General features: G+C 65.2%; 19 protein-coding genes. 14 read left to right on the top strand and 5 right to left on the bottom strand.

All coding sequences use genetic code 11. The features are described 5' to 3' along the window. Positions 1 to 69: 69 nt before the first annotated feature. On the bottom strand, positions 70 to 1,437 hold the full coding sequence (locus tag ADN01_RS13405; RefSeq protein ID WP_062417386.1) for a cryptochrome/photolyase family protein: 1,368 nt from the start codon (positions 1,435 to 1,437) through the stop codon (positions 70 to 72). A 393-nt stretch (positions 1,438 to 1,830) separates the two neighbouring features. On the opposite strand from ADN01_RS13405, the gene menC reads away from it, so the two are divergent. Genes menC through ADN01_RS13390 form a run of 3 tightly spaced genes read left to right on the top strand, consistent with a single transcriptional unit; the run spans position 1,831 to position 4,887 of the window. Continuing rightward, positions 1,831 to 2,937 carry an o-succinylbenzoate synthase gene (menC, locus tag ADN01_RS13400; RefSeq protein ID WP_062417385.1) on the top strand — a complete coding sequence of 369 codons (1,107 nt, stop codon included), beginning with the start codon at positions 1,831 to 1,833 and terminating at the stop codon, positions 2,935 to 2,937. Further along, a complete protein-coding gene (locus tag ADN01_RS13395) occupies positions 2,934 to 3,770 on the top strand; it encodes a GNAT family N-acetyltransferase (RefSeq protein WP_062417384.1) in 837 nt (278 codons plus the stop codon). Before menC ends, ADN01_RS13395 begins: the two co-directional genes overlap by 4 nt. Further along, positions 3,751 to 4,887: a M20 family metallopeptidase gene (locus ADN01_RS13390; RefSeq protein ID WP_062417383.1), complete on the top strand. Its 1,137-nt coding sequence runs from the start codon at positions 3,751 to 3,753 to the stop codon at positions 4,885 to 4,887. The genes ADN01_RS13395 and ADN01_RS13390 overlap by 20 nt, the downstream gene beginning before the upstream one ends. 104 nt (positions 4,888 to 4,991) lie before the next feature. On the opposite strand, the gene ADN01_RS13385 is transcribed toward ADN01_RS13390, so the two are convergent. Then, entirely contained in the window at positions 4,992 to 6,146 is a 1,155-nt protein-coding gene (locus ADN01_RS13385) for a DUF3048 domain-containing protein (RefSeq protein WP_075071193.1), read from the bottom strand. A gap of 94 nt (positions 6,147 to 6,240) precedes the next feature. Between ADN01_RS13385 and ADN01_RS13380 the strand changes: the two genes are divergently transcribed. The 9 genes from ADN01_RS13380 (at position 6,241) to ADN01_RS13340 (ending at position 13,490) form a co-directional block, all read left to right on the top strand. After that, a complete protein-coding gene (locus ADN01_RS13380; protein ID WP_062417379.1) occupies positions 6,241 to 7,062 on the top strand; it encodes a DUF2085 domain-containing protein in 822 nt (273 codons plus the stop codon). A gap of 21 nt (positions 7,063 to 7,083) precedes the next feature. Beyond that, positions 7,084 to 7,653 carry a DUF4126 domain-containing protein gene (locus tag ADN01_RS13375; protein ID WP_062417378.1) on the top strand — a complete coding sequence of 190 codons (570 nt, stop codon included), beginning with the start codon at positions 7,084 to 7,086 and terminating at the stop codon, positions 7,651 to 7,653. A 33-nt stretch (positions 7,654 to 7,686) separates the two neighbouring features. Beyond that, positions 7,687 to 8,052 (top strand): DUF4190 domain-containing protein, encoded by a 366-nt coding sequence (locus ADN01_RS13370; protein ID WP_062417377.1) that lies wholly within the window; start codon positions 7,687 to 7,689, stop codon positions 8,050 to 8,052. An 8-nt stretch (positions 8,053 to 8,060) separates the two neighbouring features. Then, on the top strand, positions 8,061 to 8,474 hold the full coding sequence (locus ADN01_RS13365) for a hypothetical protein (RefSeq protein ID WP_062417376.1): 414 nt from the start codon (positions 8,061 to 8,063) through the stop codon (positions 8,472 to 8,474). Positions 8,475 to 8,561: 87 nt separating this feature from the next. After that, on the top strand, positions 8,562 to 9,746 hold the full coding sequence (locus ADN01_RS13360; protein ID WP_062417375.1) for a DegT/DnrJ/EryC1/StrS family aminotransferase: 1,185 nt from the start codon (positions 8,562 to 8,564) through the stop codon (positions 9,744 to 9,746). A gap of 11 nt (positions 9,747 to 9,757) precedes the next feature. Then, the gene (locus tag ADN01_RS13355; RefSeq protein WP_062417374.1) at positions 9,758 to 10,660 is read left to right on the top strand and encodes a PH domain-containing protein; all 903 of its coding nucleotides are present in this window, start codon (positions 9,758 to 9,760) and stop codon (positions 10,658 to 10,660) included. A 129-nt stretch (positions 10,661 to 10,789) separates the two neighbouring features. Then, positions 10,790 to 11,287, top strand: coding sequence for a hypothetical protein (locus ADN01_RS13350; RefSeq protein WP_062417373.1), 498 nt, complete (start codon positions 10,790 to 10,792; stop codon positions 11,285 to 11,287). Positions 11,288 to 11,390: 103 nt separating this feature from the next. Then, positions 11,391 to 12,221, top strand: a complete 831-nt coding sequence (locus ADN01_RS13345) for a DUF92 domain-containing protein (protein WP_062417372.1) — start codon at positions 11,391 to 11,393, stop codon at positions 12,219 to 12,221. Positions 12,222 to 12,245: 24 nt separating this feature from the next. Next, positions 12,246 to 13,490 (top strand): MFS transporter, encoded by a 1,245-nt coding sequence (locus ADN01_RS13340; protein WP_062417371.1) that lies wholly within the window; start codon positions 12,246 to 12,248, stop codon positions 13,488 to 13,490. Position 13,491: 1 nt separating this feature from the next. Here the strand turns inward: ADN01_RS13340 and ADN01_RS13335 are convergent, their stop codons facing one another. Continuing rightward, positions 13,492 to 15,543, bottom strand: a complete 2,052-nt coding sequence (locus ADN01_RS13335; RefSeq protein WP_062417370.1) for a PP2C family protein-serine/threonine phosphatase — start codon at positions 15,541 to 15,543, stop codon at positions 13,492 to 13,494. A gap of 950 nt (positions 15,544 to 16,493) precedes the next feature. On the opposite strand from ADN01_RS13335, the gene ADN01_RS13330 reads away from it, so the two are divergent. After that, positions 16,494 to 17,639 (top strand): hypothetical protein, encoded by a 1,146-nt coding sequence (locus ADN01_RS13330; protein ID WP_062417369.1) that lies wholly within the window; start codon positions 16,494 to 16,496, stop codon positions 17,637 to 17,639. Positions 17,640 to 17,652: 13 nt separating this feature from the next. Further along, positions 17,653 to 19,647: a discoidin domain-containing protein gene (locus ADN01_RS13325; protein WP_062417368.1), complete on the top strand. Its 1,995-nt coding sequence runs from the start codon at positions 17,653 to 17,655 to the stop codon at positions 19,645 to 19,647. On the opposite strand, the gene ADN01_RS13320 is transcribed toward ADN01_RS13325, so the two are convergent. Then, the gene (locus tag ADN01_RS13320) at positions 19,644 to 21,533 is read right to left on the bottom strand and encodes a hypothetical protein (RefSeq protein WP_062417367.1); all 1,890 of its coding nucleotides are present in this window, start codon (positions 21,531 to 21,533) and stop codon (positions 19,644 to 19,646) included. The genes ADN01_RS13325 and ADN01_RS13320 overlap by 4 nt on opposite strands. Before the next feature lie 88 nt (positions 21,534 to 21,621). Next, on the bottom strand, positions 21,622 to 23,067 hold the full coding sequence (locus ADN01_RS13315; protein WP_062417366.1) for an NADH-quinone oxidoreductase subunit N: 1,446 nt from the start codon (positions 23,065 to 23,067) through the stop codon (positions 21,622 to 21,624). Positions 23,068 to 23,081: the final 14 nt, after the last annotated feature.

Here is a 23,081-nt window from a genome sequence, read left to right as displayed (position 1 = left end):
GGGCGCAAAAAATTATACCTGAGAAACAGGCAGATGAATATCCAGACATCTAGTACACTGGGCGCGGAGTTAAGTCGGGCGGTAGAGGCGCAAGGCGCGTTCGCGGGCAGCGGCATGATCCACGATGGGCGGGGGGTAATTGGCGGCGCGGCGCTCGCCAGGGGTCAAATGGTTGGGGTCGTGCAGGCCCGCCAGCGAGGCGCGGGCCAGTTCCGGCAGCCAGCGGCGGATATACACGCCCTGGGGGTCAAATTTGGCGCTCTGCAGGCTGGGGTTAAAAATGCGGAAATACGGGGCGGCGTCCGTGCCCGTTCCCGCGGCCCACTGCCAGCCGCCGTTGTTGGCGGCCGGGTCGCCGTCCACCAGGTTGCGCATGAACCATCGCTCGCCTGCCTGCCAGTTGATCAGCAGGTCTTTGGTGAGGAAGGAGGCCACGATCATGCGGGCACGGTTGTGCATCCAGCCGGTGGCAGCCAACTGGCGCATGGCGGCGTCCACCACCGGGTAACCCGTGCGGCCTTGCTGCCAGGCTTCCAGCTCAGCAGGGGCGTTTCGCCAGGGCACGCCGCGCAAGCCGGGGTTGAAAGCCGTTTGCATCACAAAGGGGAAGGCGTAAAGAATGGCGTGATAAAACTCGCGCCAGATCAGCTCGTTCAGCCAGGTTTCGGCCCCGCGGCGGGCCTGGGGGTGGGGAGCCAGCCGGGCGGACTCCAGGGCAGCCCAGGCGGCCTTGCGCGCCGAGAGCATGCCGAAGCGCAGGTAGGGCGAAAGGGCAGAGGTGCCCTCCAGATCCATGCGGTCGCGCGTATCAGCATAAGCGGCGATGCGCTCGTCCAGAAAAGCTCCCAGTCGGCGGTTGGCTTCGGCCTCGCCCGCGGGAAAATCCGCTGGGGCGGGGGTGGTGGGGATGGGTAAGGAGGTGAGCGCATCCGGCACGGCGGGCAAGCGCGCCGGAGCAGGCTGGGGCGCGCCGGGGAAGGGCAGGGCTTTCCAGGCTTTACTGTAGGGAGTGAAAACTGTGTAAGGGGAGCCGTCGGCCTTGCGCACCTGCCCGGCGGGGAACACTGTGGCGCCGGTGACCAGGCGCAGGGTGAGGGCCGCGGCCGCCTGGGCGTCGCGGCGGCGGGCGTAGGGGCTGATGTCCTCTTCAGCATACACGGCGCTGGCCCCGCTTTCGGCGCTCAGATGGGCCAGAACTTCCACAGGCGGGCCTTCACGCACCACCAGGCGGCTGCCGCGGTCGCGTAAGTCAGCATCCAGGGCGCGCAGACCGGCAAAGAGGAAGGCCTGACGTTTTTCAGCGGGGCGCGCCATCAGAGTGGGGTCGAGAATGAACACCGGCACAACCCGGCGGTCGCCGTTGAGCGCCAACCGCAAGGCGGGGTTATCTTCCAGGCGCAGATCGCGCCGCAGCCACCAAAGGACAGTATCGGTCATGGGTGCCTCCCAATGCAGTGTAAGAGCCGCGTCCGCGAGCAAACCCGCGGGGGTGGGAATGTGGGCTGTTTAAAAGAAGACCGCCCAAGGTGGGCGGCCTTCCGTTTGGCTGCGGCATCAGTTGGCTAAACAGAAGCCAGGAGGGATGCCGCAGCGCTGGGTTGATAACTACTATCCATTGTTGACATCACCTCCTGTTCGTAAAGATGGCATGCGTGCGGGGGTGTAAAGGCGTGCCCCATTGATAGTAGTATCCCTGATCCGATGCGAAAAGTCAAGTTAACAAAACCTCATGGTTCAGGATGTATAGGGTTTGCCCCCCGCTCCAATCTCCGCTACAATCAAGATGACACCGCTGCGCCGGTGAATTTGTGAACCACAGGATAGCCCCTCATGAAAATCGAACGAGCCGAAATTCGCATTGTCAAATTGCAGCTGCTGCACCCCTTTGAAACCTCCTTTGGCGTGGAAACGGACAAATACGTGCCGCTGCTGCGCCTGTTTGGCGAGGGCTTGGAGGGGCTGGCCGAAGGGGTCATGGATCCCCAGCCCATGTTCCGCGAGGAGTTCATCCCCGGCGCGCTGGCCCTGCTGCGCGAAGTCTTTTTGCCGCGCATTTTGGGGGTGGATTTGCAGCACCCCCAGGAGGTGATGGAGCGTCTGGCGCCGTTTCGGGGCAACCGCATGACCAAGGCCATGCTGGAGATGGGCGTTTGGGACCTGTGGGCCAAGCAGTTGGGCCTGCCGCTCTACCGGCTGTTGGGGGGCACGCGCACGCAAATTCCCGTGGGGGTCAGCCTGGGCATTCAGCCCTCGGCAGAGGCCACCCGCGACCTGGCCGGGGCGCATTTGGCCCAGGGCTACAAGCGCGTCAAGCTCAAAATCAAGCCGGGCTGGGATGTGCATGTGGTGGCGGCGGTGCGCGAGGCTTTTCCGCAGGCCGATTTGACCGTGGACGCCAATTCGGCTTACACCCTCAGCGACCTGCCCACCCTGCGCGCCCTGGATGCCTTTGACCTGGATTACATGGAACAGCCCCTGGCCTATGACGATCTGCACGACCACGCCAAACTGCAGGCCCAAATCCGCACCCCGCTGTGCCTGGATGAATCCATTTTAAGCGCGGCGGATGCGCGCAAGGCCCTCGAATCCGGCGCGGGGCGGGTGATTAACATTAAAGTTGGGCGGGTGGGCGGCCTGTTGGAGGCGCGGCGCGTACACGACGTGGCCGCGGCCTTTGGCGCGCCGGTGTGGTGCGGCGGCATGTTGGAAAGCGGGGTGGGGCGGGCCCACAATATCCACCTGGCCACCCTGGAAAACTTCCGCAAGCCCGGCGACACCAGCTCCAGCAGCCGCTACTGGAAGCGCGACCTGGTCAACGAAGCCCTGGAGACCCAAAACGGGATGATGCCCGTTCCTGCTGGCCCCGGCATTGGCGTGACCCTGGACATGGCCTATGTCGATCAGCTCACCCTGTCGCGCGAGGAATTCCGCCCATGAGAGAGCTGGACACCTCACGGGGCAAATTGACCCTGCGCGAGCTGGCCGGGGCGCGTGAGATGGTGGAGGCCGAACAGGTGCAGTTGGCCGTGTGGGGGGCCGATACCTACCCGGAGTGCAAAGAGGTGCTCATCGCCGTCCAATTCAGCGGGGGGCTGGTGGCGGGGGCTTTTGCGCCGGACGGGCGCATGGTGGGCTTCAGCTTCAGCCTGCCCACGCGTGAGCCGGAGGTGCAGCATTCTCACCGCCTGGCGGTGCTGCCCGAATGGCGCGGCCAGGGCATTGGTGCGGCCCTCAAATGGTTCCAGCGCGATTGGTGCCTGGAGCGCGGCGTGACCCTGGTGCAGTGGACGGTGGACCCGCTGCGGGCGGAGAACGCCGAGCTGAACATCCGCCACCTGGGGGCCTCCAGCCGCGAATATCTGGTGGATTATTACGGCACCATGCAGGGCATTGACAGCGGTGCGCCCACCGACCGGCTGCTGGTGGATTGGCCCTTGGCCAGCCCGCGGACGGCAGCCCTGGCCCTGGGCACCCCGCCGGATGCGGGCTTTGCGGACGCCGAGCCGGTGAACGTGGTGGCCGACGGTCAGCCCACTGCGCTTTATCTGGGCTTGACTGCGCCGCGGCTGCTGCTGCGCCTGCCAGAGCGCTTCACCCGCCTGGCCGACAACGACCCTCAGCTCGCCCTGGAATGGCGCCTGCACAGCCGCCAGCTCTTTCTGCATTATTTTGAGCGCGGCTACGCCCTTACCGGCTTCACCCGTGTGGGCGGCCCGGCCTATTTATTGGAAAAACAAGAGGAGAGACATCATGTCACACCTGCCCATTGAGTTCTTTGCCCGCCGTGAGGCGGAAATGTTGGCGCTGCTGGGCGAGCTGGTGAACTGCGAATCGCCCTCCACCGAGAAACCCGCCGTGGACGCCCTGGGACGGCGGCTGGCGGAGATTTTGGGCGGCCTGCCCGGCACGGTGGAAACCTTTCCACAGACGCAAAGCGGAAACCATCTGCTCTACCGCTGGGGCGGGGATGATCGCCCGCTGCTGATCCTTTGCCACATGGACACCGTGTTTGACCTGGGCACCACCGCGCAAAGGCCCTTCCGCGTGGAGGGAGAGCGGGCCTATGGGCCAGGCGTGCTGGATATGAAGGCCGGCATCGCCATGGCCGTCACCGCGCTGCGCGCGCTGCACGAAACCCCCGGCGGGCCGGGCCTGCCCGTGCAGCTGCTGATCAACTCCGATGAAGAAATCGGCAGCACGTCATCGCGGGCGCTGATTGAAAAACTGGCTGCACAGGCGCGGGCCGTGCTGGTGCTGGAACCGGCCACCCCCAGCGGAGCCATCAAGACCTCGCGCAAGGGGGTCGGCGACCTGAGGATCGAGACCCAGGGGACGGCAGCGCACGCCGGGGCAGCCCACGCCGAGGGGCGCAACGCCATCGAAGAGCTGGCCCACCACATCCTGGCCGCCCAGGCCCTCACGGATTACAGCCGGGGCACCACCGTGAACGTGGGGGTCATCCGCGGGGGCACGCGCAGCAACGTGGTCCCCGATGCGGCTGAGGCCGAGGTGGATTTCCGTGTGACGCAGATGGAAGAGGCCCTCCGCCTGGAGGAATGGGCGCGCAGCCGCACCCCCCAGGTGGTGGGAACCGGAGTGCGCGTGCGCTACGAGCTGAACCGCCCGCCCATGCCGCGCGACACCTTGATGGAAGTCTGCTACGCCAAAGCCTTCGCCCTGGCGGTGCAGCTGGGCTTTTTCCTGAACGAAGAAGCCGTGGGGGGCGCTTCGGACGCCAATTTTGTCGCCCCGCTGGGCGTGCCCGTCTTGGACGGTCTGGGGGCGGTGGGCGACGGCGCCCATTCGGACCGCGAATTCATTATGGTTCCGTCCCTGGCCGAACGCACCGCCCTCGTGGCCGCCCTCATCCAGAGCTGGCAGGAATAACCCGCGGGAAAAATCAAAAAAATCCGAGGGTCTGCGCGTGCAGGCCCTCGGTTGGGTTTAACCTGGGTTTTATTGCATCCGCCAGGGATCAGCGCAAAGCGAGGCTACGGCACCGGTTGGAAAGTGAAAACCCAGTCAGCGCCCTCCTGGCGCACGGCGCTGTCATCCTCCAACAGCGAGAACCAGGTCTGGCCGGGTTTCATGGGCACGGGCTGTCCGCTCTCATCCACCAGACGCAGCACATCTTCCGCCGCGTCACGCTGCCAGCGCACGCGGAAGAGCTGGCCGTCGCGGGCCAGGTCCGCCGGGCCGCTGCCCAGCAGTTCGGCCTGATACACCTCGGCCCCGGCCTTAACGCGCTCATACGGCACCCACAGCACGACCACATTCTCCGCGCCGATCGGCTGACCGTTGGCGCGGTCCACGGCGGCGGTGTACACCGGCTTGTCGCGGTTCAGGTCGTCCTGAGCGTCGGCGAAACGCAAATAGCGCCCGCTGGCGGGGTCGTAATCCCAACGGTTGTACATGCCGCCCGAAAAGCGCACAAACACGCGCTCGGCTTTTTCACCCCCCGCGGGCGGCGCGGCGCTGAAGACCATGCCGTTCAGCTCCTGCGGGCTGTCATCCATGCCGTAGCGCTGGTAAACCTCCGGCAGCAGGCTGAGGTTCACCAGCAGGCTGTTGCGGCCGGTGGGATCGTAACGGAAGAGGGCCGGGGCGGTGTTGGGGCCTTCGCGGATCAGGCGCTCCTGAAAATCAGATTCCAACAGCAGGTCAAACAGCTCATCGTACGCGCCGCCAAAGATCAGAAAGGATTTGTACATCTGCACCAGGGGGATATCAATATGGCGGGCGGAACGGATGGGACCCACGGCGGTGGGCTGCTGGCCGTAAAAGAGGGCCGCAAAGCGCGTGTCGCCGTATTCTATGTAGTATTCAAACACCAGATCGGCCTGCGAAAGGCCCCACTGCGGGCGGTCTTCGCGCGGCACATTCTGCACCTTCACCAGCACCGGGCGGCGCAGCAGCAGCTCTGGCGCGGCCGGGGGCAGGCCGGTGAGGGGGTTCAGCGCTGGGCCGCTGGGCGAGGGCGCAGCCGTGGGGCCCAGGGTGGGGCTGGGCAAAGCGGGGTTGGCGGCGGGTGCGGCGGGCTGGCCGGGGGCGGCGGTGGGGGCAAGAGCGGCGGGCGCGGGGGCACAAGCCCCCAGCAGCAGAGCAGCCGCCAGCATGGTTTTGGCAAAAGTCTGCAGAGGGTTCAAGCGGATCTCCTTTACTGAAGGGGATCATACCCGATTTTGTGGCGCGTGCCAATGCACTTGCGCGCAGGCCCATTCACCTCTATAATGAACCATAATGGAAGAAACGCCAACCCAGCCCCAGCGCCGCACATTCCCATTCCTACGCTACCTCCCGTTTGCGGCGGCCCTTTTGGTTTTGGGGGTGTGGCTGGCGCTGACTCCGCCCGGTTTGCTGGGCAAGGCCGATGCGGTGGGGTATGCCGTCTGCCACCGCATTCCGCAGCGCTCCTTTTTCCTCGACGACCGCCCCGTGCCCCTGTGCGCGCGCTGTTCCGGCATGTACCTGGGCGCGCTGGTGGGCATGATCTACCAGTTCCGGCTGGGAAAACGCGGCGGCATGCCGCCCTGGCGGGTGGTGGCCGTGTTGGGGCTGTTCGTGGCGGCCTTCGGCGTGGACGGGCTGAACTCGTATGTGCAGTTCTTTCCGAACATACCGCAGGTGTACGAGTCGCACAACCTGCTGCGGCTGCTGACCGGTTCGGGCATGGGGTTGGGCATGGCAGCGCTGCTGGTGCCGCTGGTCAACCAGAACCTGTGGGTAGACTGGGACCCGCGCCCGGCATTGACCGGCTGGCGCGACATGGCCGTTCTGACGGCGGCGGTGCTGGTGGTGGACGCGGCGGTGTGGAGCGAGAATCCGATCTTGCTGTACCCGCTGGCGCTGCTCTCGGCGCTAACGGTGGTGATCATCTTGACCCTGATTTACAGTGTGATGTGGACGTTGGTCTTGAAGAAAGAAAACGCCTACACCCGTTGGGGTCAGGCGGCGGGTCTGTTGGCGGCGGGCTTTTTCGTGGCCATGCTGCAAACCGGCGTGCTGGATTACGCCCGCTACTGGCTGACGGGCAGCTGGAACGGGTTCTTTTCCGGCCTGTAAGGGCTGGGGAGGTAGAAGAAGATGGAAGTTTTGGGCATTTTCACCGCTTTTGGCTTATCGGCCAGCGCCGGGCTGAATGCCTACATCCCGCTGCTCATCGTGGCTTTGTTGGCGCGTTTTACCAACTTGATCACCCTGCGCGCTCCGTGGGATACCCTCAGCAGTTGGTGGATCATCGGCATTCTGGTGGTCCTGTCGTTGGTAGAATTTTTTGCGGATAAATTTCCGGCGGTCAATCACATCAACGACGCCATTCAGACCTTCGTGCGCCCGGCGGCGGGGGCGGTGGCCTTTGCGGCCAGCGCCAACGTCATCACCGACATCCACCCCATCCTGGCGATGGGCATGGGCTTGCTGGTGGCGGGCGGCGTACATGCGGTCAAGGCCGGGGCGGTCCGTCCAGCGGTCACCGCAGCCACGGGCGGCGCGGGCAATGTGCCCGTGAGCATTTTGGAAGACCTGACCTCCACCCTGATCTCCATCCTGGCGGTGGTCATCCCAGTGGTGATCGCCTGCCTGTTGGTGCTGTTGACGGCCGGTGTCATCTGGTGGTTCTGGCGGCGCAGTAACCGTACTGCGGCCGCGCATTAATCAATCATCTTAATCAGAGAGGGAGGTGCACGGATGTCACAGGTTCCATATCCGCCCCCAAACGCCCAATATCCCCCGCCCGTGGCGGTGACCACCAGCAGTTCGGCCATCATCAGCCTGATCTGCGGCATTTTGGGCTGGCTGGGTGTGTTCGGCCTGGGAGGGCTGTTGGCGGTCATTTTTGGCCATGTGGCCAAAGGGGAGATCAAAAAATCCTACGGCCGGGTGAGCGGTGACGGCATGGCCACCATTGGCCTGGTTTTGGGCTACGCCAATATCATTCTAGCGCTGATTGGTCTGTGCCTGGGCGTGCTGATCTTCGCCGGGGCCATCTCTGCGCCCCTGTGCATGCTGCCCTTCATGAACGAGATCAACAGCAGTTTTTACTACGTCCCCTAGGAGGAGCCGTGAGCGAGTATAAAGACCCCCGTGATACCGACCCGCCTGTGCCGCCGGAAACGCCCTCCAACAGCAGCCCGACGGTCTTCGCTCCCAAAGTAGAGAAAGCAGCACCGGACGCGGCGGATTCTGCCCCCAAACCCCAATGGGAAGAGCCGCTGCCGCCCGAAGAAGTCCCCCCGGTTTCATCCGATACCCCAAAGGAGAAGGCAAAAATGAATGATTATACTCCCCCCGCTGTTCCGCCCGTTGAAGAGAAGAAAAGCAACAAGACCCTGTGGATCATCTTGATTGTGGTCCTGGTGCTGCTGTGCTGCTGCTGCGTGGTTGTGCCCCTGGTGGTGTTCAGCACGGGCATGATGGATTTCGATCAGCTCATGAACGAATTCAGCCGCGTCGCCCCGCTGTTGGCGTTGATCTAATCCGCTGTCATTCAGAAGATAAAGCCAGGGTCGGGGTCATGCCCGGCCTTTGCTTTTAAGCGCCAAAAAAGGTGTAAAATCAGCCTCATGGACTATCAAGCTCCCCCACGCATTCCCATGTCGTCCCCGGATCTGACCGAGAGCGAACGCCAGGCGGTGCTGAGCGTTTTGCAGACCCCCAATTTAAGCATGGGGCCGCAGATTCGGGCCTTTGAAGAGGCGTTTCGGCGCTTCACGGGCAGCCGCCACGCCCTGGCGGTGAATTCCGGCACGGCCGGGCTGCATCTGTGTGTGCTGGCCTGCGGGGTGGGCGCCGGAGACCGCGTGCTGACCACGCCCTTCTCCTTTGTGGCCTCTACCAACGCGCTGCTCTATGAACGGGCCGTGCCCGTGTTTGTGGATGTGGACCCCGTGACCGGCAACATGGACGTCGAACAGACCGCCCAGGCTGCCCAGGATTTACAGGCGGGCGGGGCGGCGGCCCAGCGCTGGCTGCCGCGCACCGGGGCCGAAGCGCCCGGGGCTTTGAAAAGCCTGCTGGCGGTGGACGTGTTTGGTCAGCCCGCCGATTACGACGCCCTGCGCGGCATCAGCGCCCGCCACGGCCTGAGCCTGATCGAAGATTCCTGCGAAGCCCTGGGGGCCGAGTATAAGGGCCGTCCGGCGGGGACGCTGGGCGACTGCGGGGTGTTTGCCTTTTACCCCAACAAGCAAATCACCACCGGCGAGGGCGGCCTGGTGATCACCGACGACGAGCGCATGAGCACGCTGATGCAGGCCCTGCGCAACCAGGGGCGCGCCCCCGGCGACACCTGGCTGGAACACACCTACCTGGGTTACAACTACCGCCTGGATGAACTCTCGGCGGCCCTGGGCGCGGCCCAGATGGCGCGCATTGACGAGCTGCTCACCTCCCGCCAACAGGTGGCGGATTGGTACGCTGAGCGTCTGGCCGAGATCCCTGGCGTGGAAGCCCCCGTGCTGATCCCTTCCACCACGCGGGTGAGCTGGTTTGTGTATGTCATCCGTCTGGCGCGGGGCGCCGATCGGGCAGCCCTGGCCGAACGGCTGGGGGCGCGCGGCGTACCGGTGCGGCCCTATTTCTCTCCCATCCATTTGCAGCCCTACATGATGGAACGTTTCGGCTACCGCCGCGGCGACTTCCCGGTGACAGAAGACCTGGGCGAGCGCGGTCTGGCCCTGCCGTTTTCCGGCAAGATGAGCGAAGAACAGGTAGACGCCGTCTGCCGCACGTTGGCGAGCTGTCTGTAGGCAAAGCGAGTATGTCCGAAGCACAGATTTTCACCCCCGTTCGCCGCCAGGGCCTGCTGCTGCATTTTGGCCTGGCCCTGCTGCTGTTGGGGGTGAGCGCGGGCAGCCTGTACTTTGCCACCCAGGCTGCCGTGGGGGCCTATTTTGTGCTGCTGCTGCTCCTCTCGGTGCTGCTGCTGCCCCCGGCGGTTCTAGCGGCCTACCGCGGCTACGCCCTGCTGCGGGCCAGCTACACGTTGGAGCGCGACGGGCTGAAGCTGCGTTGGGGGCTGCGCGGCGAGGATATTCCCCTGCCGGAAGTTGAATGGGTGCTTTCCGCGGCGGATTTGGGCTATGCCCTGCCGCTGCCGGGGCTATCGCTGCCGGGGGGCATCTTGGGGCGGCGCATGGTGGAGGGCCTGGGGCTGGTGGAGTACCTGGCCGGGGACGCCGAAACGCTCATCCTGGTGGCCACCCGCCAGCAGGTGTACGTCATCTCTCCGGCAGACCCGCGCGAATTCCTCAGCGCCTTTCAGCGGGTGATGGAAATGGGCAGCCTCTCGCCCATCGAGCCGCTTTCCGCTCGTCCGGCGGCCTTTGTGCAGAACGTGTGGGGCGAGCCCTTTGCGCGCGTTCTGCTGGCCGCGGGGCTGGGGGTGATGGTGGTGATGTTCATCACCGCGGGGGTACTCATCCCTGGGCATGGGCCGGTGGCTTTGGGCTACGACGCTCGCGGCCTGCCCCTGCAAGCCGGGCCGCCGGAACGAGCGCTGCTGCTGCCGGTCTTGGGCGCGCTGACCTACGGCTTTAATTTACTCCTGGGTTTGTTTTTCTTTCGCCTGCCCGAAAATCGCCCGGTAGCCTACCTGCTGTGGATCAGCAGTGTGGCGGCGGGGATTTTGCTCTTCGCGGCGGTGCTGATTCTGCTGCTGTAACCTTCCCCTGGTGACTCATGCCCTCCTTCAGCGCGTGTTTTTTCAGCGCTGTGCTATACTGATTCTGAAGTGTCCAGCCTGCCTTGCCGCCCGCGGACGGGCAGGGTTTAGTCAACAGGGAGGTTGTGGATGTCTGCACCCTATCGTATTGTCAGCCCTGCTGTTACCGCCCGAAGAGAAGCCGCCGCCCGGCGGCACGACCGCCCCGGGTCAGCGGCGGCCGCGGCGCCCGTCACGGCTGCGGCTCCGGCCGCCAGCACCAAAGAGCAGTTCGAATTTTTCCTGGAAAAGCTCACCAAGCTGCTGCCCGGCGAAGCCATCAGCCTCTACCTGGTGGGCAGCGGCCTGATCCCCAGCGAGCAAAAGGTGGGCCTGCTGGTGTGGTCGGTCATTTGCCTCGTCGGCGTGGTGCTGCTGCGCATTTTCGGCACACGAGACCCCAAGAAAAAACTGGCGGTGGATTGGTGGCATGTGGTCATCTCCGCCGTGTCCTTCATCATCTGGGTCTACACCCTGGGCGGCCCCTTCGCCGCCTACGGCGTGCATATTTCCTGGATCGGTTCGCTGGCGGTGCTGGCCTGGACCTTCTTCCTGCCGATTTTCTACAACGGCCCCGCCAACGGCTGACCGATTGTGAACCGACCGACTCCCCCGGCCCAAAACGCCAGGGGAGTTTTTTCATCTCTGACGCTCCGGCCTGTTATAATCGGGCCCGAAAGGTGACACGCCCATGAAGATCAACGCGATACAACTGGTCATCGGTTTGGCAGCCGCCGTGGTCATCGCCCTGGCGGCCTACCGCGCGCGCAGCCTCAGCCGTTCGGGGGCGCTGGCCGCGGCCGTTTTGGGCACGGTGGTGTTTGGCCTGGGTGGTTTGGGCTGGGCGGTGCTGCTGGTGGGCTTTTTTGTGTCTTCCAGCGGGCTGTCGCGCTTCGCGGGCCGCCGCAAGGAAGCCCTCAACGAGAAATTTTCGAAAGGTTCCCAGCGCGATTACGCCCAGGTGGCCGCCAACGGGGGCATCGCCGGTCTGTTCGTGATCCTGCATGTGCTCTTTCCACAGGCGCTTTGGCCGTGGGCCGGTTTTGCCGGGGCGCTGGCCGCCGCTAACGCGGACACCTGGGCCACCGAATTGGGCGTGTTGAGCCGCAGCGCGCCGCGGCTGATCACCACCGGCCAGCGCGTGGAGCGCGGCACCTCCGGCGGCATCAGCGCGGCTGGCACGCTGGCGGCCGGCAGCGGGGCCTTGTTCATCGCCCTGCTGGCGGTGCTGTTTTGGCCTGGGGGTCTTTTGGCCCTGGGCTGGGAGCAGATCGCCGCGGCCCTGGCGGCCGTGACCCTAGCGGGTCTGGCCGGCAGCCTGGTGGATTCGCTCCTGGGCGCCACCCTGCAGGCCATTTATCACTGCCCGGCCTGCGGCAAAGAGACCGAGCGCCATCCCCTGCACCTGTGCGGCACGCCCACCACCCGCCTGCGCGGCCTGAGCTGGCTGGGCAACGACTGGGTCAACACCCTGTGCACCCTCAGCGGGGCGCTGGCCGCTGCCCTGTGGTTTGTCTTTTAAGATCCCATTTTTGGACACATCCTCTTGATAAAACGCACCGCAGCCTACCCCCTGTTCTTAATCTACAGCGGTCTGACCGCTTTCGGTTTTTCAATGGCCTTCACCGTCGCCAGCCTGTACGAGGTGACCGTGGCGGGGCTCAACCCGCTGCAGCTGGTGCTGGTGGGCACCACCCTGGAGGCGGCGGTGTTCCTCTTCGAAGTGCCCACCGGCGTGGTGGCCGACAGCTTCAGCCGCCGCCTGTCCATCATCATCGGCCTGTTTCTGGTGGGAGCGGGCTTCATCACCGAAGGGCTGCTGCCCTTTTTTGTGCCCATCTTGCTGGCCCAGGTATTGTGGGGGGTGGGCTACACCTTCACCAGCGGGGCGCTGCAAGCCTGGATCAGCGATGAGATCGGCGAAGAACGCGCCAACCAGGCCTTCCTGCGGGCGCGCCAACTGGAAATGCTCACCGGCCTGGCGGGCATCGCGGCCGGAACCCTCTTGGGGCGGGTCAACCTGGCCTTTCCGCTGGTGGCCTGCGGTGCGCTGATGGCCTTGCTGGGGCTGGGGCTGATTTTCACCATGCCCGAAAACGGCTTTAAGCCCACCCCCAGCGCCGAGCGCACCACCTGGGGCAATATGTTCGAGACCTTCCGCGGCGGCCTGCGCACGGTTCGTCAGCGCCCGGCCTTGCGCGCCATCTTGTGGATTGGGCTGTTTTACGGCCTGTACAGCGAGGGCTTTGACCGTCTGTGGGTGGCGCACCTGCTGCAAAATTACAGCTTTCCGTGGGCCGAACCGGTGGTGTGGATGGGCCTGCTGCGCGGGACGGCCATGCTGCTTTCGGTGGCCGCGGTGGAGATGGTGCAGCGCCGCGTGGATGTGACCCGCCTGCGCAGTCTGGCGGGTTGGATCGCGGCGGCCAGCGCGGGGATTGTGCTCAGCCTGGCGGGTTTTGCCGTGACGCGTTGGCTTCCAGCCGCGCTGCTGCTGTATTTGATCATTTCGGTGCTGCGCAATTGGGTGGAGCCGCTGTACACCGCCTGGGTGAACCAGCGCCTGGATTCACAGGTGCGCGCTACCGTGCTTTCCATGAGCAGTCAGGTGGACGCCATCGGGCAGATTGGCGGCGGGCCGCTGGTGGGGCTGGTGGCCCAGCAGGTTTCCATCACGGCGGCGCTGCTCAGTTCCTCGGCGCTGCTCACCCCCGTCCTGGGTCTCATCCGCCCCCAACTGCGCGCCCCGAATCCACCCGCCGCCGGGCAGGGGGAAGACCCGCGCGATTAGGTCATTCGGCGGGGCTGCCCAGTTCGTCGCAGGCCGCCACCATCAGGGTGATGTCATCGGATTGGTCCACGCCGCCGCTGTGCGCCGCCACGGCTTCTAAAACCGCCTGGTGAATGGCCGCGGCGCTTTGGCCGCGCAGGGTTTTCAGCAGCTCGTAGAAAGGTTCATCCCCCAAACATTCCTGAGCGGCGTTCTGCGCTTCGGTGATGCCGTCGGTGTACAGCACCAGACGGTCTCCGGCCTGCAAGCGCACGCTGACCTGCTCCCAGGTGACATCCTCATAGATGCCCAGGGGGATGCCTGTGCGGCGCAGCAAGGGTGTATCGCTGGAATCCGCGCGCAGCCAGCAAGGGGGGTTGTGCCCGGCGTTGCAGTAAGTCATTTCGCCGCTGATGGGGTCGAGCACGGCATAAAACACGGTCACAAACAGATCGGCGCGCGTATCTTTGAGGATGCGCTGGTTGGCCACGCGCATGACATAGTCGGGGCGGGTGTGGTAAGCCACGGCATAGGTGCGAATGAGGGTACGGCTGAGGGCCATATACAGGGCCGCGCCCATGCCCTTATCGGCCACGTCGGCGATCACCAGGGCCACCCGTCCGTTGGGCAGAGGGATGATGTCGTAAAAATCGCCTGAGGTTTCGCGGGCGGGCAGCAGGGCGGCGCTGAAATCCCAGCCTTTGAGAGCGGGCAGTTCATCGGGCAGCAGGCTGGCCTGAATCTCCCCGGCCAGCTGTAATTCCTGCTCCACGCGTTGGTGGGCCAGGGTGCGGGCGTAAATGCGGGCGGCGTCCAGCGCAGCGGCAATCTGCGCCGCCAGGGACTGCGCCGCGGGCACGGTGGCGTCAATTTGCTCGGCAGAGCGTTGGCGCGCCAGGAACAGGGCGCCGATAGGCGCGGGGTGATCCTTCAAAACGATCGGCACGGTCACCACCGCCGAACGGGAGCGGGTCTGGTTCCAGGGCAGCACGCTGTCCAGGGGGAACACGCGCGACTGCTCCGCGCTGCGCGCCCAATCCCAAAAGGTCTCATCCGCGGCGGGGCTGTCGTGATCCGAACGGAACAGGGTCTCCCCGTTGAACAAACGAATGTCCACGTAACAGCTGGCGAACATGCTGGGGATATGCTGCTGCAGCACCTGCGGCAGGGTGGAGGCGTCCGGCGGAGCCAGCAGCAAGGCCTGCGATAGGCGTTCCAGCTCACCCAGCTCGCGCGAACGCATGTGGCTGCGGTCAGCGGCGCGGCTGAGCTGATTAGCCATCAGGCTGACCAGCAGGGTGCCGCTGAGCAAATAGAGATAGGCACCCAGGCCGTTTTGCACGAACAGGCCCGCCAGCAGCACCGCGTAGGGCATCACCAGCAGGTGCCAGCCGGTGGTCATGAGCGAAAAACGCCAAAATATCGAGGAACCCTTCTGCATGCGGGCGTTAAAATTGGCGGTCTGCCACAGGTAGGGCAGCCACAGCAGGAAAGACAGGATTTGCCAGATGAGGCTGATGCCCAGGGCCGGGAACACGCTGCGGCGGGTGAGGCCGGTCATGGGCACGCTGCCGCCGATTAAGGGGTAAATGCTCAGGGCCGCCAGGGCCAGCAGCACCGCGCGGGTGAGGTCGAGGGTCAGGTTCCAGGCGATGTTGAGGCTGGAGCGGGTAATGCGGTCGCGGCGCCAGCGCAGAATCTGGCTGAAGATGGCCCACAGCACAAACGGCCACAGCCCGTTGGGGCCAAAAACCAGCACCGCCGGCCAATGCACCAGGCTCCACAGGTTCTCCTGCCACGAGGCGTAGTTGCCGGGCTGGATTTCATAATAGGTGTAGAAATCGTACTGCTCAAAGAGGAAAAATAACGCCAGCAGCCCCAGCAGGTAAAAAATCTGTTCTGGGAGGGCTTCCAGGTCGGTGGCCAGGATCAGCCACACCACACCCGCCAGGGCCAGCGGGGCGGTGTACAGCAGGGCAAAGGCCTCGGTGACGTTTTCCCCTCGCTCCTGAAAGCCTTTTGAAGTTTCGCCGCGGTTGAACAGCCGGGCAATGCGCAGTAAGAAGTTGTGCAACGCTCACCTGTGTTGGGAAAGAGTGCGGTCCGTTGCGGCCGCGAACCTGCCATTGATGTCACTGCTTGCCCTCGCCTTTTGAGGACGAAGCAGTCTCTACCTAAAAAGAGCAGATCCCTTCAGCCTACCATGTCACTGCGAGCCCCCGCCTTTTGGGGGCGAGCCCCCGCCTTTTGGGGGCGAAGCAGTCTCCACCTCAGAAAAGCAGACCGCTTCACATTGACATGTCACTGCGAGACCCGATGGGTTTTCGGGTCGAAGCAGTCTCTACCTAAAAAGAGCAGATCCCTTCAGCCTACTATGTCACTGCGAGGCCGGGTGACCTTCCCGGCCGAAGCAGTCTCTCCCACAAAAGGTACGGATCCCTTTGGGGCGTGGTGCGTTCAGACAACGAACGCACCCTACCGGGGCTTCCCGGCCGAAGCAGTCTCCACCTTGAGGGAAGAGATCACCGCGCCGCTTTGCGGCTCGCGATGACACCAAGAAGTGTCACTGCTTGCCCTCGCCTTTTGAGGGCGAGCCCCCGCTCTTTGGGGGCGAAGCAGTCTCTACCCAGAAAGAGCAGATCCCTTCAGCCTACCTTGTCACTGCGAGGCCGGATGATCTTTCCGGCCGAAGCAGTCTCCACCCTGAGGGAAGAGATCGCCGCGCCCTCGAAGTGCGAGGGCACGCCGCTTCACGGCTCGCGATGACACCAAGAAGTGTCACTGCGAGGCCGGGTGACCTTCCCGGCCGAAGCAGTCTCTCCCACAAAAGGTACGGATCCCTTTGGGGCGTGGTGCGTTCAAAAAGCGAGCGCACCCTACCGGATCAAGGCTGCGAGGACAGGGCTGGGCGAACCGCCAGGGTTAATTATACAATTAACCCCACAAAATGAAACCAACGGATCGAAAAGAGGGGTAGTATACTTCATGGCTGAATTCCACACCCCTGGGAGGCAGTTCGCACACATGCACCACCGTACCGCCTGGAGCCTATATGCCGCCGCAGCCGCCGCCGCGGCGCTGTGGACTGCGGCTGCCTTTTGGGGGCAAGGCCGCACAACCATCGCCTGGGCCGGCGCGGCTGCCTTTGCCCTGCTGACGGCGGGCCTGACCCTGTTCGCCTGGGGGCTGCGCCAGGGCTGGCCGCGGCTGAGCGGCTTTGTGGACCATCTGCGCCCCAGCTGGGTCTGGGCAGGGGCAGCCCTGGGCTGGCTGCTCCATCTGATCACTGTGGTGATCCTCTCCCTGCCGCCGGAAGCCTATTCCGCGGCCGTGCAGCCCTTTGCCCTGCGGCTGCGCCCGGCGGGCGCCTTCCTGACCGTGTGGGGCGCCCTCACCGCCCTCACGGGCTGGCTCCTGGCCTCCGGCGCAGGCCAAACCCCGCTGGGGCCGCAGCCCGCGCAGACCGGCCTGACCCCCGCGCAGCGCCGCATCCTCGCCTGGGGCGGTGGGGGTCTGCTGGTGGGGGTGGGGACGTTGTTTCTCTCCGGTGCGGTCACCCCCCAGCAGATGAGCTATTTCCTCTTCACCCAACATCCCCTCCTGGGCGCGTCCCTGTGGCTGGGCAGCGGGCTGTGGCTGGCCGGGCTGCTCCTTTGGGGCGGTCGCTGGCTGCGCCTCACACCGCTGATCTTCATGGCGGCGGTCTGGGCATTAACTACAACCCATGCGGCGCGCTTCTACGACACCAACACTTTTTCTTACTACCACCTCGACCGCCAGCCCGACAACAGCCTGATGGAGCTGATCACGGATGAGGGCTACGAGTTCGCCACCTACCCGCTGCTGGTCTACCTGAGCGATCACTTTGCGGGCAGCACCTTGGTGGTTCGGCCCGAACTGGCCCGCGAACTGAGCCTGGGCGCAGAAAAACTGACCTACGCCGGGCGTCTGGCCGGTGTGGAAGCTCGCGCCACGGAGGCACCGCCAGTGAGCCGCCTGGAAGCCCTGGCTGAACGCCCCCAGGATACCCTATCCATCCGCAATCCCGACAGCGGCCTATGGCAGCGCTACACCCTGCTGCGCGTGACGCCCGCCGAAGACGCAGTCCGTATCTGCCTGGAGGCGCTGACGGCGGATCATTTGCTGGTGTACCCCTGCGCCTGGGAATGAGGGGGAGGACGCTTTGAACCTGATCGGCTTGAGTGTGGGGTTGTTTCTGGTGGGGCTGAGCCTGGGGCTGGCGGCTGGGCGGCGGCTGCCGCTGGGTGTGCTGGCAGGCTCGGCCTATCTGCTGGGCGCGGCCGCCTGGGCCGCGGTGACGGCAGTGATCCTGGTGCTAGGCATCCCCTACACCCTGATCTCAGCCGGGTTGGGGACGGCGGCGGTGGGGTTGGCGGCGCTGCTCTGGGCGCGGCGGCGCGGCGAGCTGAACCTGAGCCGCGCGCAAGGGCTGGTCCTGGCCGGGAGCGGGCTGCTCTTCACCCTGTTGGCCGCTCTGGGCACACGCTTCAACTTCTCGCAGGCCACCGGCGACAGTGTAGTCAAAATTCTGACCGGCCGTGCCCTGGTGCTCGACGGCCTTTCCGCGTCGGTGCAGGCCAATTTGCAGGGCAACAGCCTGCTGCCCGTGTCGCTGCAAGCCGCGGCCTATTGGGTGGGGGCGGAATATCACGTTCTGCACCAGCCGCTGACGGCCCTGTCGCTGTGCACCCTGTTTTTGACCCTGGGCGTGCGCAGCCTGCGCGCGCTGGGCGCACAGGCGGGCACGGCCCGCACGGCGGCCGGGTTGACCCTGGGGGGCTTTGCCGCCAGTTACCTGTTTCTCTTCCACAGCGGGCACATTCACGACAATCTGACGGCCGCCGCATTCCTGTTCACCGGCATGGTCAGCCTGTGGTGGGCGCAGCGCGAACCCGAGGCGGGTTGGCTGGGGCTGGCCGCGGCGGCCTTCACCGGCCTGAGCCTGACGCGCATTGACGGAGCCCTCTACGGGCTACTTTCGCTGGCGGTCTTCCTCAGCCTGGGCGCGGTGCCCCCCGCACGGCTGCTGCGGGTATGCGCGCCGTTTTTAGCGCTGGCGGGCCTGTGGATGGGGCGCATCCTGTTTTTTGGCCCCAGCGGCACGAACTACCTCAATGCTGGGAACGCGGCCTTCATCCTGGCTGCGCTGGCGGGCTTTGCCCTGCTGCTGGCAGCGGCGCAGCGCTGGCCCAGCCTGGCGCGCGTCTGGCTGCCGCGCCTGCATTGGGTGGAACTGGCCGCGGTGGGGCTGGCCTTTGCTGTCTTCACCCTGGCCGCGCCGCAGACCATGCTCCAGAGTTTGCGGGTGACGGCCGATAACCTACTCTTCAAAGGCTGGTGGTGGGGGCCGCTGTGGCTGGTGGTGTTGGGCCTGGGTCTGCTGGCCCTGACCCAGCCCGCGCTGCCCGCCGAGCGCATCTTCAGCCTGGGGATCGGCGTGTTTTTCCTGTTCCTGATGACGGAGAGCGGGCTGCGCGACCCCTACCGCTACGGCATCGGCGATTCGGCCAACCGCGCCGTTCTGCACATCCTGCCGGTGGTGATGTTCTACCTGCTGCTGAAATTTTCCCCGGGACGCGCCCCCGACCCGTCCGCCGAAGCTCGTCTGCGTTCCGGCGGACGCTACGCAGCCGCCCTGCTGATGGCAGGCGGGCTTTTCGCCGGGGTCAGCCTGCTGTGGGCCTTCCAGCCCCAGGATTACGCCCGGAGCGCCCAGGTGGCGGAGGGGGCAGCGGCATTTACGGAAGAGACGGGGATCGAATGGGCGCTGCGCGGCTTCGCGGATGAGCGCTTTGCCCAGGCGGGCAACAGCGGGCCGCTGACCCTGACCCTCGATTTAGGGCATGTGCGGCGGGCCAGCGTGTTGGAAGTGAAATCCGGTTATCAGGGCGAGGGGCGGGGCATCGCGGCGGTGTTCAGCGATTACCGCTGGGAGACTTCGGCCGACGGGCGAGCCTGGCAGGTGGTTTATGATTCACGCGCCGGGGATGCGGGCCGCCGGCGCACCGTGTCGGAGACGGTCTACCAGTACCCGCTGGCCCAGCAGGGGGAATTTCGTTATGTGCGTCTGCGCTACCGCGGCGGGCCCGATCAGCGCCTGATGCTGTGGCGGCTGAGCGTGTACTCGCATTCACCCGACGGCTTTTTCCGGCCTTAGCGCGGCTGCGCCCAGATCACCCGCTGCACACGGAAAAGGAAGGGCTTTTCGGCGCTGTCGGGGGTCTCCAGCAACGACCCGCACACGCCCAGCCAGGCGGCCTGTTCCGGCGCGGGCGGCGGTTCGTCCAGCACCACCCACACCCGTTTCAGCGTGCGCCGGTCCACATCCAGCCATACCCAGGCCGGAGCCTTCAGGCTTTCAAAATGCAGCGCGGCTTCGCTGTTGGGCAGGTTGTGCACCTGACGGCGGAACAGCTCCGTGTGGAAGCTGGGCAGCACGTCCGGGCGCAAGTCGCTTTTGGGGATGAGCTGAATGAATGTCCCCGGCTGGTAACGCACCACCGCCGACTCCTGCGGGGCGGGGCAGGTCAATTCCGGCAGGGGAGCAGGCGCATGCCCCATCAGCAGGCTGAGCGGCCCCGCCAGCACCACCAGCCCCGCCAGGGCCAGCACCGCGCCGGGCAGTCGGTTCATGGGCGGGGTTTCGCCCAGGGCGCGGCTTTCCCAGGCCTCCAGGCGCAGCCAGCGCAGCAGCTCGGCGGTTCCCAGGGCGGGCAGCCAGGCAAACACGGCGATGGTGGCGGCGTAGGGGCGCATTTTGTGCGCATCTTCCGGGGGCACAAAGGGCACCGAGAGCAGCACCCCCACCCACACCGCCAGCACCAACCAGGGGATGGGCTGCGGCGGGCGGCGCAGAGCGCGCACCAGGGCCAACCCCCACAGCACATACAGTCCCAGCCAGGCGGCCGTCTGCAGGCGCGGGTTCTCGCCGCCCACATAGGAATACACCCCAAACCAGGGATCGGTAAAGAATAATTGCCATTGGCGCAGCGCGCCGCGCGCAAAATTCAACGGTTGGCGGCGAATTTCATCCAGGGCCAGGGCGTACACCGTCTGCGAACGCTGCGGCTCCGGCAGGTTGGCCACCTCTGGGTGATCGCGGAAGACCTGCGTCCAGCCCTTGCCCCCCACCGACACGCCGTAGAGCGAAAACGAAAAGTTGGAAAAAGCCGCCGAGGTGGGCGAGGCCACCACCCGCAGCACGGCGAAATTGAGGGCAAAGCCCAAAGCCACCGCCAGCCCGCCCCACAGCACGGGTCTCCAGGCAAAGCGGCGCACCCCGCGGAAAGCCCAGCCCAGCCACAGCAGCAGCAAGGGCAGCACAAAGAAGGTTCCAGCGCGGGCGTTGAGGGCCAGGGTCAGGGTCAGCAAACCCGCCGCGGCGTGCCAGAGGCGTTGGTGGGCCGCGCCGCGCCACAAAAGGGCCAGCCCCAGCACCCCCAGCGAAAAGCCCACCGATTCGGTCAGGGCGATGCCGGTGAAGCGCCGGGCAAACAAGAACAGCACCGCCCAGGAGGCCGCCGCAGCGGCCGGGCCGTGGGTGCGCTGAATTTCGCGTGTGAAGGCATGGGCGCTGAGGGCCATCAGCAAGGTCAGCGCCGCCAGGGCCGCTTGCAGATGCCCGCCGGTGACGGTCAGCAGCAGGGCCAGCGTCCCCGCGAAGAGCGGACGGCGCGCCGAAAAACTGGTGACGGGGCTGCCTTGCAGCAGGCGCAGCGCGTCCTGATAATACGAAGCGGCGTCGTTCCAGGGCAGCAGCCCGCTGACCACGGCGGTTTCGCTGAGACCGTTGGCCCACAGCCCCACCAGCGCCAGGGCGTACGCCGCCAGGGTGACGGACAGGCTGAGGGCGTTTCGCCAGCGCCCCGGCAGGCGCAGGGCACCGTAGAGCAGGGCAGCGCTGAGCAGCAAAGGCACGCTGAAATCGGTGCGCGCTGCCCCTCCGGCGGTTTTCAGCCAGGGCAGGGGCGCCGCCAGCAAAGCGGCGAAGAGCAGCAGCGGGGCAAGGCTTTCCAGGGGCCAACGGGCGAGTCGCGTTTTCATCGGCTCCAATTGTACCGTGTTTTCCGGTCGGCGAGAATCAAACGACCCGCCGGGGGTGGGCGGGCCGTTGTGAGTCAACGCAGAGTCCTCAGCGCAGCAGCATCAGCGCGGCCGAGGCGTAATCCAGCAGAGGGCCGGGGAACAGGCTCAGCGCCACCACCAGGAAAGCCGACACCAGGGCGGTGAGCTGAATCCAGGGGTCCTGGGTGAGGGTGGGTTCGCCGGGTTTCATGAACATGTACACCACCACGCGCAGGTAGTAGTAAGCCGAGATCAGCGAGGTCAGCAGGCCCACCAGGGCCAGGCCGGTGAAACCGCCTTCCACCGCGGTGCTGAACAGGTAAAATTTGCCCCAGAAGCCCAAAGTGAGGGGCATGCCGGTGAAGGACAGCATGAAGACCGTCATGGCCGCGCCCAGCCAGGGGTATTTGCGCCCCAGCCCGGCGTAATCGGCGATCTCCAGGTCTTTGTTTTCCTCTTTTTCCAGAGCAATCACCACCGCCCAGGCCCCCAAGGTGGCCAGCGAATAGGTCACCAGGAAGAAGAGCATGGCGGCGATGGTGTCTTTGAGCACGGCTCCCTGCCCGTAAGGCACAAAGGCCATCAGCATGTAGCCAGATTGGGCGATGCTGGCATAGGCCAACATACGTTTGATGTTGGATTGGGCGATGGCCAGGATATTGCCGCCAAACATGGTCAGGGCGGCCAACGCCCACAAGATGGGGGTCATATCTGCTGAGATGCTTTGGAAGGCCACCACAAACACGCGCAGCAGCGCGGCGAAACCAGCGGCCTTGGCCCCCACGGTCATGAAGGCCGTCACGGAGGAGGGCGAACCCTGGTACACGTCCGGCGCCCACATGTGGAAGGGCATCACCGCGGATTTGAAGCCAAAGCCCACCAGCAGCATGGCCGCACCCACCAAGAAGAAGACCGGGTTGGCCGTTCCGCCCTGCACCGCCGCCACCACCCCCGGCAGATCGGTGCGGGCGGTGGCGCCGAAGATGAGGGCCACGCCGTAGAGCACAAAGGTGGAGGAGAAGGCCCCCATGAGGAAGTACTTGAGGGCGGCTTCTTCAGACAAAAGCTGCAAGCGCGCAAAGCCAGCCATAACGTACAGGGGCAGCGAGAGCAGCTCCAGGGCCAGGAAGACGATGACCAGATCGTTGGCGTAGGTCATCAGCATCATGCCCGCCACGGTGAAGAGCAGCAGGGAGTAATACTCGCCGCGTTCGATGTGCGTGCGCTTGAGGTAGTCATAAGCCAGGGCAATGCCCGCCAGGCCGCTGCCCAGGAAGATTACATCCAGGAAGACGGCAAAGCCGTCCACAGAGACCATGCCGTTAAAGGCTTCCAGGCTGTGCTGCCCGCGCGCCAGGGTCAGGCCCAGGGTCACGGCCAACCCGCCCGCCGCCAAGATAGCGGTGAGGCCCTTGCGGTTGGCGGGGATCCACAGATCCACCAGCAGCAGCAGCACACCCCAGGCCGCTAAAAAGGCCAGAGGAAGGATCGTGATCAGATCGTTCAGTGTCATCGCGTCACTCTCCG

This window comes from Levilinea saccharolytica, assembly GCF_001306035.1.
Lineage (GTDB): Bacteria > Chloroflexota > Anaerolineae > Anaerolineales > Anaerolineaceae > Levilinea > Levilinea saccharolytica.
This window is presented reverse-complemented; position numbering and strand designations above follow the sequence as displayed.

Excerpts from the sequence above, each read along its gene's own strand:
- ADN01_RS13375 (WP_062417378.1), top strand. The coding sequence starts at position 7,084 with ATGGAAGTTTTGGGCATTTTCACCGCTTTTGGCTTATCGGCCAGCGCC.
- ADN01_RS13330 (WP_062417369.1), top strand. The coding sequence starts at position 16,494 with ATGCACCACCGTACCGCCTGGAGCCTATATGCCGCCGCAGCCGCCGCC.
- ADN01_RS13395 (WP_062417384.1), top strand. The coding sequence starts at position 2,934 with ATGAGAGAGCTGGACACCTCACGGGGCAAATTGACCCTGCGCGAGCTG.
- ADN01_RS13360 (WP_062417375.1), top strand. The coding sequence starts at position 8,562 with ATGGACTATCAAGCTCCCCCACGCATTCCCATGTCGTCCCCGGATCTG.
- ADN01_RS13315 (WP_062417366.1), bottom strand. The coding sequence starts at position 23,067 with ATGACACTGAACGATCTGATCACGATCCTTCCTCTGGCCTTTTTAGCG.
- menC (WP_062417385.1), top strand. The coding sequence starts at position 1,831 with ATGAAAATCGAACGAGCCGAAATTCGCATTGTCAAATTGCAGCTGCTG.
- ADN01_RS13355 (WP_062417374.1), top strand. The coding sequence starts at position 9,758 with ATGTCCGAAGCACAGATTTTCACCCCCGTTCGCCGCCAGGGCCTGCTG.
- ADN01_RS13320 (WP_062417367.1), bottom strand. The coding sequence starts at position 21,533 with ATGAAAACGCGACTCGCCCGTTGGCCCCTGGAAAGCCTTGCCCCGCTG.
- ADN01_RS13370 (WP_062417377.1), top strand. The coding sequence starts at position 7,687 with ATGTCACAGGTTCCATATCCGCCCCCAAACGCCCAATATCCCCCGCCC.
- ADN01_RS13350 (WP_062417373.1), top strand. The coding sequence starts at position 10,790 with ATGTCTGCACCCTATCGTATTGTCAGCCCTGCTGTTACCGCCCGAAGA.
- ADN01_RS13390 (WP_062417383.1), top strand. The coding sequence starts at position 3,751 with ATGTCACACCTGCCCATTGAGTTCTTTGCCCGCCGTGAGGCGGAAATG.
- ADN01_RS13345 (WP_062417372.1), top strand. The coding sequence starts at position 11,391 with ATGAAGATCAACGCGATACAACTGGTCATCGGTTTGGCAGCCGCCGTG.
- ADN01_RS13405 (WP_062417386.1), bottom strand. The coding sequence starts at position 1,437 with ATGACCGATACTGTCCTTTGGTGGCTGCGGCGCGATCTGCGCCTGGAA.
- ADN01_RS13380 (WP_062417379.1), top strand. The coding sequence starts at position 6,241 with ATGGAAGAAACGCCAACCCAGCCCCAGCGCCGCACATTCCCATTCCTA.